Annotated in this window: 13 protein-coding genes; all 13 read right to left on the reverse strand. The window is 62.5% G+C overall.

Annotated elements, in window-relative coordinates:
- Positions 1–5 precede the first annotated feature (5 nt).
- Positions 6–755, reverse strand: a complete 750-nt coding sequence (gene rpsC / locus AC3G2C_RS17905) for a 30S ribosomal protein S3 (protein WP_488385998.1) — start codon at positions 753–755, stop codon at positions 6–8.
- A 15-nt stretch (positions 756–770) separates the two neighbouring features.
- Positions 771–1,106 (reverse strand): 50S ribosomal protein L22, encoded by a 336-nt coding sequence (gene rplV / locus AC3G2C_RS17910; protein ID WP_488385999.1) that lies wholly within the window; start codon positions 1,104–1,106, stop codon positions 771–773.
- Positions 1,106–1,378 (reverse strand): 30S ribosomal protein S19, encoded by a 273-nt coding sequence (rpsS, locus tag AC3G2C_RS17915; protein WP_017461870.1) that lies wholly within the window; start codon positions 1,376–1,378, stop codon positions 1,106–1,108. The genes rplV and rpsS overlap by 1 nt, the downstream gene beginning before the upstream one ends.
- A gap of 12 nt (positions 1,379–1,390) precedes the next feature.
- On the reverse strand, positions 1,391–2,212 hold the full coding sequence (gene rplB / locus AC3G2C_RS17920) for a 50S ribosomal protein L2 (protein ID WP_488386000.1): 822 nt from the start codon (positions 2,210–2,212) through the stop codon (positions 1,391–1,393).
- An 18-nt stretch (positions 2,213–2,230) separates the two neighbouring features.
- Entirely contained in the window at positions 2,231–2,524 is a 294-nt protein-coding gene (gene rplW / locus AC3G2C_RS17925; protein WP_488386001.1) for a 50S ribosomal protein L23, read from the reverse strand.
- Positions 2,521–3,123, reverse strand: a complete 603-nt coding sequence (rplD, locus tag AC3G2C_RS17930) for a 50S ribosomal protein L4 (RefSeq protein ID WP_488386002.1) — start codon at positions 3,121–3,123, stop codon at positions 2,521–2,523. The genes rplW and rplD overlap by 4 nt, the downstream gene beginning before the upstream one ends.
- Before the next feature lie 11 nt (positions 3,124–3,134).
- On the reverse strand, positions 3,135–3,776 hold the full coding sequence (rplC, locus tag AC3G2C_RS17935; RefSeq protein WP_243039444.1) for a 50S ribosomal protein L3: 642 nt from the start codon (positions 3,774–3,776) through the stop codon (positions 3,135–3,137).
- 20 nt (positions 3,777–3,796) lie between these two features.
- The gene (rpsJ, locus tag AC3G2C_RS17940; protein WP_014402136.1) at positions 3,797–4,108 is read right to left on the reverse strand and encodes a 30S ribosomal protein S10; all 312 of its coding nucleotides are present in this window, start codon (positions 4,106–4,108) and stop codon (positions 3,797–3,799) included.
- Positions 4,109–4,572: 464 nt separating this feature from the next.
- On the reverse strand, positions 4,573–5,763 hold the full coding sequence (gene tuf / locus AC3G2C_RS17945) for an elongation factor Tu (protein ID WP_488386003.1): 1,191 nt from the start codon (positions 5,761–5,763) through the stop codon (positions 4,573–4,575).
- 47 nt (positions 5,764–5,810) lie between these two features.
- On the reverse strand, positions 5,811–7,928 hold the full coding sequence (fusA, locus tag AC3G2C_RS17950) for an elongation factor G (protein ID WP_488386004.1): 2,118 nt from the start codon (positions 7,926–7,928) through the stop codon (positions 5,811–5,813).
- Positions 7,929–7,961: 33 nt separating this feature from the next.
- Positions 7,962–8,429 carry a 30S ribosomal protein S7 gene (gene rpsG, locus AC3G2C_RS17955; RefSeq protein WP_102305037.1) on the reverse strand — a complete coding sequence of 156 codons (468 nt, stop codon included), beginning with the start codon at positions 8,427–8,429 and terminating at the stop codon, positions 7,962–7,964.
- Positions 8,430–8,445: 16 nt separating this feature from the next.
- Positions 8,446–8,820 (reverse strand): 30S ribosomal protein S12, encoded by a 375-nt coding sequence (gene rpsL / locus AC3G2C_RS17960; RefSeq protein WP_019464011.1) that lies wholly within the window; start codon positions 8,818–8,820, stop codon positions 8,446–8,448.
- Between the two features lie 178 nt (positions 8,821–8,998).
- Positions 8,999–13,213: a DNA-directed RNA polymerase subunit beta' gene (gene rpoC, locus AC3G2C_RS17965; RefSeq protein ID WP_488386005.1), complete on the reverse strand. Its 4,215-nt coding sequence runs from the start codon at positions 13,211–13,213 to the stop codon at positions 8,999–9,001.
- Positions 13,214–13,233 lie beyond the last annotated feature (20 nt).

The following is a 13,233-nucleotide window of genomic DNA, read 5'->3' on the forward strand; positions in this document are numbered from 1 at the left end:
TCTCCTTACTTCGCCGTCCGCTCGCGGCGGCCTTCACCGCCCTCGCGACGCGATTCACGACGACCCTCGCCACCTTCACGGCGCGGCTGGGACTGCTCTTCCTTCGACTCCTGGTTGATCTGGGACAGATCGAAGATCTCGCCCTTGTAGATCCACACCTTGATGCCGATAACGCCGTAGGTCGTATGAGCTTCGGCGGTGCCGTAGTCGATGTCAGCGCGCAGCGTGTGCAGCGGCACGCGACCTTCACGGCTCCATTCGGAACGAGCAATCTCAGCGCCGTTCAAACGGCCAGAGACATTGATCTTGATGCCCAGGGCGCCAAGGCGCATCGCGTTGCCGACAGCACGCTTCATGGCGCGACGGAACATGATGCGACGCTCGAGCTGCTGCGCGATGGACTCGGCCACCAGCTGCGCATCAATCTCGGGCTTGCGCACTTCGCTGACGTTGATGTGCGCCGGAACGCCCATCAGGTCACTGACTTCCTTGCGCAGCTTCTCGATGTCCTCGCCCTTCTTGCCGATCACCACGCCCGGACGGGCGGTGTGAATCGTCACGCGCGCGGTCTTGGCCGGGCGCTCGATGAGGATCTTGGAGATGCCGGCCTGGGCCAGCTTCTTGCGCAGCATCTCACGGACCTTCAGGTCGGCCGCAAGGTACTGGGCGTATTCGCCCTTATTGGCGTACCACTTCGAGTTCCAGTCCTTGGCAATGCCGAGGCGGATACCGGTGGGATGAACTTTATGACCCATCGTCTACGTCCTCTGTCAGTTGCCAACGACCACAGTGATGTGGCTCGTGCGCTTCAGGATGCGGGAACCGCGGCCCTTGGCGCGGGCGTACATGCGCTTCATCGCCGGACCTTCGTCCACGAAGATGCGCGAGACCTTCAGCTCGTCCACGTCAGCACCGAGGTTGTTCTCGGCGTTGGCGACGGCCGACAGCAGCACCTTGCGAACAATGGCTGCAGCCTTCTTGTTGGTAAATGCGAGCACGTCGCTGGCACGGCCCACGGGCATACCGCGGACCAGGTCAGCTACCAGGCGTGCCTTCTGCGCCGAAATGCGGGCGCTACGCAGGATCGCTTTGGCTTCAGTGCTCATCACTTGCCCTTCTTGTCGCCGCCATGGCCCTTGAAGGTGCGGGTCACGGCGAACTCGCCGAGCTTATGCCCGACCATGTTCTCGTTGACCAGCACGGGGACATGCTGACGGCCATTGTGGATGGCGATGGTCAGACCGACCATCTCCGGGAGAATCATCGAGCGACGCGACCAGGTCTTGATCGGGCGCTTGTTGTTGGCGGAAACGGCGGCTTCCACCTTCTTTACGAGGTGCAGGTCAACGAACGGACCTTTCTTTAGAGAGCGCGGCATAGTCGTTTCCTATTACTTGCGACGACGCACGATGAACTGCTGCGTGCGCTTGTTGTTGCGGGTCTTGTAGCCCTTGGTCGGCGTACCCCACGGGCTGACCGGATGACGGCCACCGGAGGTGCGGCCTTCACCACCGCCATGCGGATGGTCGACCGGGTTCATGACGACACCGCGAACGGTCGGACGGATGCCGAGCCAGCGCTTCGCACCGGCCTTGCCGAGCTTCTTCAGGCTGTGTTCGCTGTTGCCGACTTCGCCAACGGTGGCGCGGCAGTCGACCGGCACGCGACGCATTTCACCCGAACGCAGGCGAAGCGTGGCGTAACCCGACTCGCGCGCTACCAGCTGGACCGAGGCACCGGCGGAGCGAGCGATCTGCGCGCCCTTGCCCGGCTTCATCTCGATGCAGTGGACGGTCGAACCGACCGGGATCGAGCGCAGCGGCAGGCTATTGCCAGCCTTGATCGGCGCGTCGCTGCCCGACACCAGGCGGTCGCCCACCTGCACGCCCTTCGGCGCGATGATGTAGCGGCGCTCGCCGTCGGCGTAGCACAGCAGCGCGATGTGCGCGGTGCGGTTCGGATCGTACTCGATGCGCTCGACGCGGGCGGCAATGCCTTCCTTGTCACGCTTGAAGTCGATGATGCGGTAACGCTGCTTGTGACCACCACCCTGGTGGCGAACAGTGATGCGACCATAATGGTTGCGACCGCCGTTCTTGGTCTTTGCCTCGGTCAACGCCGCGTACGGCGCGCCCTTGTGCAGACCCTCGGTGCGCACGCTGACTGCGTCGCGACGGCCGGGGGAGGTCGGCTTATGAGTGATCAGTGCCATCTCAATTCAACTCCTGGCTCAGGCCTTGGACGACACGTCGATGGTCTGACCATCGGCGAGGCGAACGTAGGCCTTGCGCTTGCCCTGGCGGCTGCCAGCGCGGAAACGGAAGGACTTGACCTTGCCCTTGGCGTTAACGAGGTTCACCTGCTCGACCTTGACGTCGAACATCTGTTCCACCGCCGCGCGGACATCGGCCTTGGTTGCCTCGGGGGCAACCACGAATACGTACTGGTTCTTCTCGGCGATGCGGGCAGCCTTCTCCGAGATGTGCGGCGCGCGCAGCGTATTCAGGATGCGTTCGTTGCTCATGCCAGCCACTCCTCGATCTTCTTCACCGCATCGACGGTCATGACGATGTGGTCCGAACCGACCAGGCTGACCGGGTTCAGCGCCAGCACGTCCACAACGTGGATGTACGGGATGTTGCGCGCAGCCAGGAAGGTGGCTTCGTTGGCGTCTTCCGACACCAGCAGCACGCGGCCGGAAACCTGCAGTTCGGCCAGCTTGGCGACCATCGCCTTGGTCTTGGGGGTGTCGATGCCGAAGCTCTCGACCACCTTCAGACGACCCTGCCGGTTCAGCTCCGAAAGAATGGAGCGCAACGCGACACGGTAAGCCTTGCGGTTGACCTTCTGCTCGTAATTGCGCGGCTTGGCTGCGAACGTGACACCACCGCCCACGAAGATCGGAGCGCGGTAGTCGCCGTGACGAGCGCCGCCGCCCTTCTGCTTCTTGAACTTTTTGGTGGTACCCGACAGCTCACCACGCGACAGCTGGGCCTTGGTACCGGCGCGACCGCCGGCCTGGTAGGCCACAACCACCTGGTGAATCAGGGCCTGCTTGAACTCGCCGCCGAACACTTCGTCCGACACGCTGAGCGGCTTGGCGCCAATGACATTCAATTCCATGGCGTCTCTCCTCAACCCTTGGTCGTCGGACGGATGACGACGTCGCCGCCGGTAGCACCCGGCACCGCGCCCTTCACCGCGATCAGATGACGCTCGGCGTCGACCTTGACCACTTCCAGGCCCTGCTGCGTACGGTTCACCGCACCCATGTGGCCCGCCATCTTCTTGCCCGGGAACACGCGACCCGGGGTCTGACGCTGACCGATAGAACCCGGCGCACGATGCGACAGCGAGTTACCGTGGGTAGCGTCACCCATGGTGAAGTTGTGGCGCTTGATGGTGCCCTGGAAGCCCTTACCCTTCGACACGCCGGCGACGTCAACAATCTGACCCACCTGGAACACGTCGTCAGCCTTGATCTCGGCGCCCACGCTGTACTTGCCGAGGTCCTCGGCGGACACGCGGAACTCCCACAGACCACGACCCGGCTCAACCTTGGCCTTGGCGTAGTGACCCTTCAGCGGCTGGGTCAGCAGGCTGGCGCGCTTGACGCCCGCCGCGACCTGCACAGCGCTGTAACCATCGTTATCTTCCGTCTTCAACTGCGTAACGCGATTCGGCGTCGCTTCAATCAGCGTCACCGGGATCGAGCGTCCGTCTTCAGTGAAGAGTCGGCTCATGCCGCACTTGCGGCCAACCAGTCCGATACTCATCTTCGTATCCTGTCTATCGCTCAACCGAGCTTGATCTGAACGTCAACGCCAGCGGCGAGATCAAGCTTCATGAGCGCGTCCACGGTCTTGTCGTTGGGGTCGACGATGTCCAGCACGCGCTTGTGCGTACGGGTTTCGTACTGGTCGCGGGCATCTTTGTCGACGTGCGGCGACACCAGAATGGTGTAGCGCTCGATCTTGGTCGGGAGCGGAATCGGGCCGAGAACCGTTGCGCCGGTGCGCTTGGCCGTCTCGACGATTTCGCTGGCCGAACGGTCGATCAGACGATGATCGAACGCCTTGAGCCGGATGCGAATCTTTTGGTTCGCCATAAACCGTGTCCTGTTATCGAAAGAACAAATTCTGTGAACCGGACAGGCTTCTCGCCTGCCCGCACAACCCATTGTCGCTGTGTCACTGCAAGTCGATGGCGGCAAGCGACAACACGCCACCAAATCGACCCTAAAAGACTAGGCAGGCTCCAAAAAGGGCCCGCCCAGACGTAAAAGTATAAAACGCGCGAAATGGCCAGGTCAACAAAGCGTAACGCTTCGTCGCCCAAGCCCTTTCTTGCGTATTGGCCATCCCGGCCAGCGAACTCGAAGCACTTCCTGTGCCTCATTTCGCTGTAAGGTCGCCGCCCCTTTTTCCGGGCCGACGACAGGCAAGCGTGAAACTATACCTTCCAATCAGTCCCGAGGGAAGTGCCTAAGCCTTCCCTCGGCTGAATATGCCTGGCGAATCACCGATCCAGTGTCCGCGCGAGTCGCCACCCGAGGGGTGGCGACCTGGCGACTTATTTGATGACCTTAGCCACCACGCCGGCGCCGACGGTACGACCGCCTTCGCGGATCGCGAAGCGCAGGCCTTCGTCCATGGCGATCGGGTGGATCAGGGTGACAACCATCTTAATGTTGTCACCCGGCATCACCATCTCGACGCCTTCCGGCAGCTGCACCGCACCGGTCACGTCCGTCGTACGGAAGTAGAACTGCGGGCGGTAGCCCTTGAAGAACGGGGTGTGACGACCACCTTCGTCCTTCGACAGCACGTACACCTCGGCCTCGAAATCGGTGTGCGGGGTGATCGTGCCCGGCTTCGCCAGCACCTGACCACGCTCCACGTCGTCGCGCTTCAGACCACGCAGCAGCAGACCCGCGTTGTCGCCAGCCTGACCCTGGTCCAGCAGCTTGCGGAACATTTCCACGCCGGTCACGGTGGTCTTCTGGGTCGGACGGATACCGACCACTTCCACTTCGTCACCGACCTTGATGATGCCGCGCTCGATACGACCGGTCACCACGGTGCCGCGGCCCGAGATCGAGAACACGTCTTCCACCGGCATCAGGAACGGCTTGTCGATCGCACGCACCGGCTCCGGAATGTAGGTGTCCAGCGCGTCCACCAGCTTGATGATCGCCGGCACGCCGATTTCCGACTGGTCGCCTTCCAGCGCCTTCAGAGCCGAACCCTTGATGATCGGGGTGTCGTCGCCCGGGAAGTCGTACTTGCTCAGCAGCTCGCGCACTTCCATCTCGACCAGCTCGAGCAGCTCGGCGTCGTCCACCATGTCGGCCTTGTTCAGGAACACGACGATGTACGGCACGCCCACCTGGCGCGACAGCAGGATGTGTTCGCGCGTCTGCGGCATCGGGCCGTCAGCGGCCGAGCACACCAGGATCGCGCCGTCCATCTGCGCCGCACCCGTGATCATGTTCTTCACGTAGTCGGCGTGGCCCGGGCAGTCCACGTGTGCGTAGTGGCGGGTCGGCGATTCGTATTCGACGTGAGCCGTCGAAATCGTGATACCACGTGCCTTTTCTTCCGGCGCCGCGTCAATCGCGTCATACGCCTTGAATTCGCCACCGAAGCGCTCTGCACCCACCTTGGTCAGTGCTGCCGTCAGCGTCGTCTTGCCGTGGTCCACGTGACCAATCGTGCCGACGTTGACGTGCGGCTTGGTGCGTTCGAATTTACCCTTTGCCATGACTTAAACCTCTAAAAAGAACGGTAGTGTGGAGGAAGAAGGCCTTATCAGGCCTTCTTCATGACCTGCTCAGCGATGTTGTTCGGCGCTTCAGCGTAGTGGTCGAACTCCATCGTAAAGGTGGCGCGACCCTGGGTCAGCGAGCGAATAGTCGTCGCGTAACCGAACATCTCGCCCAGCGGAACCATCGCATTGATGGTCTTGCCCGACGGCGTGTCGTCCTGGCCCTGGAGCAGGCCGCGGCGGCGGCTCAGGTCGCCCATGACGTCACCGACGTAGTCTTCCGGGGTCACCACTTCAACCTTCATGATCGGCTCGAGCAGGACCGGATCGGCCTTGCGGAAGCCTTCCTTGAAGGCCATCGACGCGGCGAGCTTGAACGCCATTTCGGACGAGTCAACGTCGTGGTACGAACCGAACACCAACTTGACCTTCACGTTCACCACCGGGAAGCCCGCAAGCGGACCACTGGTAATGGTTTCTCGCAGACCCTTTTCGACCGACGGGATGAATTCCTTCGGGATCACGCCGCCCGTGATGTCATTGATGAACAGGAAGTCATCCTTGACGCCGTCGCTCTTGCGCTCTTCTTCGCTCATGGGCGACAGCTCGATCACCACGTGACCGTACTGACCCTTACCACCGGACTGCTTAGCGTGCTTGTAGTCCGACTTGACGTCGCTCTTGCGGATCGTTTCACGGTAGGCCACTTGCGGCTTGCCGACGTTGGCTTCCACGTTGAACTCGCGCTTCATGCGGTCAACGAGGATGTCCAGGTGCAGCTCACCCATGCCCGAGATGATGGTCTGCCCCGACTCTTCGTCCGTACGCACGCGGAAGGAGGGATCTTCGGCGGCCAGACGGCCCAGCGCGATGCCCATCTTTTCCTGGTCGGACTTGGTCTTCGGCTCCACCGCCATCGAGATCACTGGCTCCGGGAACGTCATGCGCTCCAGAGTGATGATCTGATCCTGCGAACAAAGCGTGTCACCGGTCGTCACGTCCTTCAGGCCGACCGCCGCGGCGATATCGCCGGCGCGAACTTCCTTGATCTCCTGACGCTCGTTCGCGTGCATCTGCAGAATACGGCCGATGCGCTCCTTCTTGGACTTGACCGGGTTGTACACCTGATCGCCCGCGTTGAGCGTGCCCGAGTAAACACGGAAGAACGTGAGCGAACCAACAAACGGGTCGGTCATGATCTTGAACGCCAGCGCGGAGAACGGCGCCGAGTCGTCAGCCGCACGAGTGGCCTCCTTCTCGTCATCGTCCACACCCTGCACCGGCGGACGATCGATCGGCGACGGCAGCAGCTGCACCACGGCGTCCAGCATTGCCTGCACGCCCTTGTTCTTGAACGCGGTACCGCAGAAGACCGGAATGATCTCGCTGGACAGCGTGCGCGAACGCAGGCCGCCGATGATTTCTTCCTCGGTGAGGTCACCCTCTTCCAAGTACTTGTTCATCAGCTCTTCGGAAGCCTCTGCCGCCGATTCCACCATGTACGAACGAGCTTCAGCCGCCTTGTCCGCCAGGTTGGCCGGGATGTCGGCATACTCGAACTTCATGCCCTGGGATTCCATGTCCCAGATGATGGACTTCATCTTGAGCAGGTCGACCACGCCCTCGAAGTTGTCCTCAGCACCAATCGGAACCTGCATCGGGACGGGGTTGGCACCCAGGCGAGCCTTCAGCTGCTCGACCACCTTGTAGAAGTTCGCGCCAGTGCGGTCCATCTTGTTGACGAACGCAAGGCGCGGCACCTTGTACTTGTTGGCCTGACGCCAGACGGTTTCAGACTGCGGCTGCACACCACCCACGGCGCAAAGCACGAACACGGCGCCGTCGAGCACGCGCAGCGAGCGCTCCACCTCGATGGTGAAGTCCACGTGGCCTGGGGTGTCGATGATGTTGAAGCGATGCTCGGGCAAGGAGCGATCCATGCCCTTCCAGAACGCCGTCGTTGCCGCCGACGTAATGGTGATGCCGCGCTCCTGCTCCTGCTCCATCCAGTCCATCGTCGCCGCACCGTCGTGCACCTCGCCAATCTTGTGACTGACGCCGGTGTAGAACAGGATGCGCTCCGTGGTGGTGGTCTTGCCGGCATCGATGTGAGCCATGATGCCGAAGTTGCGGTAGCGCTCGATAGGAGTGGTGCGTGCCACGGTCTTAACCTCTGAAAGTTCTAGCTGTGCTGCTTACCAGCGGTAATGCGAGAAGGCCTTGTTGGCCTCCGCCATGCGGTGGGTTTCTTCGCGCTTCTTGATCGCGCCACCACGATTTTCCGACGCTTCGAGCAGCTCGGCTGCCAGCTTGCGCGGCATCGAGGTCTCGCCGCGCTTGCGGGCGGAATCGATTGCCCAGCGCATAGCGAGCGCCATGCGACGACCCGGACGCACTTCGACCGGCACCTGGTAGGTGGCGCCGCCGACACGACGGGACTTCACCTCGACCGCCGGAGCGATGTTGTTCAGTGCCTTCTCGACAAGCTGAACCGGCTCAGCGTTCTTTTCGCCCAGATGGGCCAGTGCGCCGTAGACGATGCTTTCAGCGACCGACTTCTTGCCGCTCTTCATCACCATGTTGATGAAACGAGCGATCAGCTGGCTACCGTGCTTGGGATCCGGCAGGATCAGACGGGCGGGATGAGAACCTTTACGCGACATAGTTATTTCCTAGAGATCAGGACTTCGGGCGCTTGGCGCCGTACTTGGAGCGCGACTGACGGCGCTTGGTGACGCCGGCGCAGTCGAGACTGCCGCGCACCGTGTGGTAACGCACACCGGGGAGATCCTTGACGCGACCGCCGCGGATCAGGACCACCGAGTGCTCCTGCAAGTTGTGACCTTCGCCACCGATGTAGCTGATCACTTCGTAGCCGTTCGTCAGACGCACCTTGGCGACCTTGCGCAGAGCCGAGTTCGGCTTCTTCGGGGTGGTCGTGTAGACGCGCGTGCACACGCCGCGACGCTGCGGGCTGTTCTGCAAAGCCGGCGAAGCACTCTTATAGGTCTTCGGGCTACGGGATTTGCGAACCAACTGGTTGACTGTCGTCATTGAAGCAGTTCCTGAGAAACATAAAGGCAGACCGAACCGGCTCGGTCTGCCAAGAAGCGGGAATTTAACATGGGCAGCTTGTCACAGACAAGCTGACGCCCTGCCACCCATGGCTCGAACACGAGGCGCAATCCTTGCGCCTCATTTCGTATGTCAGCGAGTAGAGCCCGCGGAGGGCTCACTCCACACCAATGTCGCTACCGGTGGTGGCTTCCGCGAAGGAGGCCGATGCAGCGGAACCGGAGAGGGTTTCAAGCTCCGAGGCGGTAAGACCGCCCTGGCGATGACGCGACGCGTGATACGCCAGACCCGTACCTGCCGGAATGAGACGGCCGACAATAACATTTTCCTTCAGGCCACGCAAGGTGTCACGCGTACCGCGGACCGCGGCTTCCGTCAGCACTCGGGTGGTTTCCTGGAAGGAAGCCGCCGAGATGAAGGATTCCGTGGCCAGCGAGGCCTTGGTGATGCCCAACAGCACCGACTGGTAGTCGGCCGGGCGCTCGCCACGAGCAGACGCACGGTCGTTCTCGCCATTGATGCGGACGCGCTCGACCTGCTCACCGCGCAGGTAGTGGCTATCGCCCGGCTCGGTGATCTCAACCTTGCGCAGCATCTGGCGAATGATCGCTTCGATGTGCTTGTCGTTGATCTTCACGCCCTGCAGGCGGTAGACGTCCTGGATTTCCTTGACCAGGTAAGCGGCCAGCGGCTCGACACCCAGCAGGCGCAGGATGTCGTGCGGGCTGGGCTCGCCGTCCACGATGGTTTCGCCCTTCTCCACGTGCTCGCCTTCGAACACGATGACCTGGCGCCACTTGGGAATCAGCTCTTCGTGCTCGTTACCGTCAGCGTCCTTGATGATCAGACGCTGCTTGCCCTTGGTGTCCTTGCCGAAGCTGATCACGCCCGAGCGCTCGGCGAGGATCGCCGGTTCCTTGGGCTTGCGCGCTTCGAACAAGTCGGCCACGCGGGGCAGACCACCGGTAATGTCGCGGGTCTTGGAGGTTTCCTGCGGGATACGGGCAACCACGTCACCCACGCCCACTTCCGCACCGTTCTGGATGGACACGATCGCGCCCGCCGGGAGCATGTACTGCGCCGGCACGTCGGTGCCCGGCAGCTTGAGCTCGCGCCCCTTGGCGTCTTCCAGGCGCACGATGGGGCGCAGGTCCTTGGCGGCCGTACCACGGCGCTTCGGATCGGTCACCACCGCCGACTCCAGGCCGGTCAGTTCGTCGGTCTGGCTCTGCACGGTGACGCCATCGATGAAGTCGATGAAGCGCACGGTACCGGCCACTTCCGACACGATCGGGTGGGTATGCGGATCCCAGTTGGCCACGGCCTGACCGGCCTTGACCGCATCGCCGTCCTTGACGGCGATGGTCGCGCCGTAAGGCACCTTGTAGCGCTCGCGCTCGCGACCGTTGGCGTCGATGACGCTGACTTCGCCCGAACGCGACACGGCCACCAGGTGACCCTGTGCGTGCTGCACGGTCTTGAGGTTGTTGAACTTGAGCGTGCCGGTGGTCTTCACCGTCACGTTGTCGACGGCAGCAGCTCGCGACGCCGCACCACCGATGTGGAACGTACGCATGGTCAGCTGGGTACCCGGCTCACCGATCGACTGCGCGGCCACCACGCCCACGGCTTCACCCATGTTCACCAGGTGACCACGGGCCAGGTCGCGGCCGTAGCACAGGGCGCACACGCCGTGATCGGCAGCGCAGGTGATGGGCGAACGCACCTTCACCGACTGCACGCCGGCCTTGTCGAGCTTCTCGACCAGCGCTTCGTCCAGCAGGGTGTCGCGAGTGACGATCGGCTCGTCGCTCTCGCCCGGGCCGTAGACGTCTTCCAGCGCCACACGACCGAGCACGCGATCGCGCAGCGGCTCGACCACGTCGCCGCCCTCCACGATCGGCTGCATGGTCACACCTTCGTCCGTACCGCAGTCGCCGGAGGTGATCACCACGTCCTGGGCCACGTCGACGAGACGACGGGTCAGGTAACCGGAGTTCGCCGTCTTCAACGCCGTATCCGCCAGACCCTTACGGGCACCGTGGGTGGAGTTGAAGTACTGCAGAACGTTCAAGCCTTCGCGGAAGTTCGCCTTAATGGGCGTCTCGATGATCGAGCCGTCCGGGCGAGCCATCAGGCCGCGCATACCGGCCAGCTGACGAATCTGGGCCACCGAACCACGAGCGCCCGAGTCGGCCATGATGTACAGCGAGTTCATGGATTTCTGGTTGACCGTCTTGCCTTCGGCATCGGTCACCTTTTCGGTACCGATACCGTCGATCATCGCCTTGGCGACCAGTTCGTTGGTGCGCGACCAGATGTCGACCACCTTGTTGTAGCGCTCGCCGGCGGTGACGAGACCCGACTGGTACTGCTCCTGGATCTCGACCACTTCCTTCTCGGCTTCTTCCAGGATCGGCTTCTTCTGATCCGGGATGATCATGTCGTCGATGCCGATGGAGATGCCCGCACGCGTCGCGAAACGGAAACCGGTGTACATCAGCTGGTCGCCGAAGATCACCGTGTCCTTGAGGCCCAGTCGGCGGTAGCACTGGTTGATCAGGCGCGAGATGTTCTTCTTGGTCAGCTCGACGTTGGCCAGCGCGAACGGCAGGCCTTCCGGCATGATTTCGAGCAGCAGCGCGCGACCCACGGTGGTATCCACCAGCAGGGTCTGCTCGGTGCGACCGCCTTCCTCGTCGATCAGCACCTGCTTGATGCGGACCTTGATCTTGGCGTGCAGCTGCACCGCGCGGTTGTCATAGGCGCGACGCACTTCGCCGATGCCCGAGAACACCATGCCGTTGCCCTTGGCGTTCACCAGCTCGCGGGTCATGTAGTACAGGCCCAACACCACGTCCTGGGTCGGCACGATGATCGGCTCGCCGTTGGCGGGCGACAGGATGTTGTTGGTGGCCATCATCAGGGCACGCGCTTCGAGCTGCGCCTCGATCGACAGCGGCACGTGCACGGCCATCTGGTCACCGTCGAAGTCCGCGTTGAACGCGGTACAGACGAGCGGATGCAACTGGATGGCCTTGCCTTCGATCAGCTTCGGCTCGAACGCCTGGATGCCCAGACGGTGGAGCGTCGGTGCGCGGTTCAGCAGCACGGGATGTTCGCGGATCACCTCTTCGAGGATGTCCCACACCTGGCCTTCTTCGCGCTCGACAAGCTTCTTGGCGGCCTTGATGGTGGTGGCCTCGCCGCGAGCCTGCAGCTTGGCGAAGATGAAGGGCTTGAACAGCTCAAGCGCCATCTTCTTCGGCAGGCCGCACTGGTGCAGACGCAGGGTCGGACCCACCACGATCACGGAACGACCGGAGTAGTCCACGCGCTTGCCGAGCAGGTTCTGACGGAAGCGGCCCTGCTTGCCCTTGATCATGTCGGCCAGCGACTTCAGCGCGCGCTTGTTCGTGCCGGTGATGGCACGACCGCGACGGCCGTTGTCGAGCAACGCGTCCACCGACTCCTGCAACATGCGCTTTTCGTTGCGCACGATGATGTCCGGAGCATTCAGCTCCAGCAGGCGGCGCAGGCGGTTGTTGCGGTTGATGACGCGGCGATACAGGTCATTCAGGTCGGAGGTGGCGAAGCGGCCACCGTCCAGCGGCACCAGCGGACGCAGGTCCGGCGGCAGCACGGGCAGCACGGTGAGCACCATCCACTCCGGACGGTTGCCCGACTCCAGGAACGCCTCGATCAGCTTGACGCGCTTGGTGAGGCGCTTGAGCTTGGTCTCGGAGTTGGTGGAGGCGATCTCTTCCTTCAGGCGTACGACTTCGCCCGGCAGGTCCAGGGACTTGAGCAGCTCGTAGACGGCCTCGGCACCCATGCGGGCGTCGAACTCGTCACCGTGCTCTTCCACGGCTTCCAGGTACTGGTCTTCGCTGAGGAGCTGGCCGCGCTCAAGCGCGGTCAGACCCGGGTCGATCACCACGAAGGCTTCGAAATACAGGATGCGCTCGATATCGCGCAGGGTCATGTCCAGCATCAGGCCGATGCGCGAGGGCAGCGACTTGAGGAACCAGATGTGTGCGGTCGGCGAAGCCAGTTCGATGTGGCCCATGCGCTCGCGGCGCACCTTGGCCAGCGTCACTTCGGTGCCGCACTTTTCGCACACCACACCGCGGTGCTTCATGCGCTTGTACTTGCCGCACAAGCACTCGTAATCCTTCACCGGGCCGAAGATGGCGGCGCAGAACAGGCCGTCACGCTCGGGCTTGAAGGTGCGGTAGTTGATCGTCTCCGGCTTCTTCACTTCGCCGTACGACCACGAGCGGATCAGCTCAGGCGAAGCCAGAGCGATCTTGATCGCATCGAAGTCAGGCGCGGTGCGCTGCTGGTTGAACAGATTGAGCAAGTCTTTCATGGATGTCTCCGAAGATCGGG

It is taken from the genome of Frateuria sp. sgz306004, from assembly GCF_057750885.1.

What these genes read in the sequence shown, in the direction of transcription:
- rplW (WP_488386001.1), bottom strand. Translation starts at nt 2,524, where the DNA reads ATGAGCAACGAACGCATCCTGAATACGCTGCGCGCGCCGCACATCTCG.
- rpoC (WP_488386005.1), bottom strand. Translation starts at nt 13,213, where the DNA reads ATGAAAGACTTGCTCAATCTGTTCAACCAGCAGCGCACCGCGCCTGAC.
- rpsC (WP_488385998.1), bottom strand. Translation starts at nt 755, where the DNA reads ATGGGTCATAAAGTTCATCCCACCGGTATCCGCCTCGGCATTGCCAAG.
- rpsL (WP_019464011.1), bottom strand. Translation starts at nt 8,820, where the DNA reads ATGACGACAGTCAACCAGTTGGTTCGCAAATCCCGTAGCCCGAAGACC.
- rplV (WP_488385999.1), bottom strand. Translation starts at nt 1,106, where the DNA reads ATGAGCACTGAAGCCAAAGCGATCCTGCGTAGCGCCCGCATTTCGGCG.
- tuf (WP_488386003.1), bottom strand. Translation starts at nt 5,763, where the DNA reads ATGGCAAAGGGTAAATTCGAACGCACCAAGCCGCACGTCAACGTCGGC.
- rpsS (WP_017461870.1), bottom strand. Translation starts at nt 1,378, where the DNA reads ATGCCGCGCTCTCTAAAGAAAGGTCCGTTCGTTGACCTGCACCTCGTA.
- rplC (WP_243039444.1), bottom strand. Translation starts at nt 3,776, where the DNA reads ATGAGTATCGGACTGGTTGGCCGCAAGTGCGGCATGAGCCGACTCTTC.
- rplD (WP_488386002.1), bottom strand. Translation starts at nt 3,123, where the DNA reads ATGGAATTGAATGTCATTGGCGCCAAGCCGCTCAGCGTGTCGGACGAA.
- rpsG (WP_102305037.1), bottom strand. Translation starts at nt 8,429, where the DNA reads ATGTCGCGTAAAGGTTCTCATCCCGCCCGTCTGATCCTGCCGGATCCC.
- rplB (WP_488386000.1), bottom strand. Translation starts at nt 2,212, where the DNA reads ATGGCACTGATCACTCATAAGCCGACCTCCCCCGGCCGTCGCGACGCA.
- rpsJ (WP_014402136.1), bottom strand. Translation starts at nt 4,108, where the DNA reads ATGGCGAACCAAAAGATTCGCATCCGGCTCAAGGCGTTCGATCATCGT.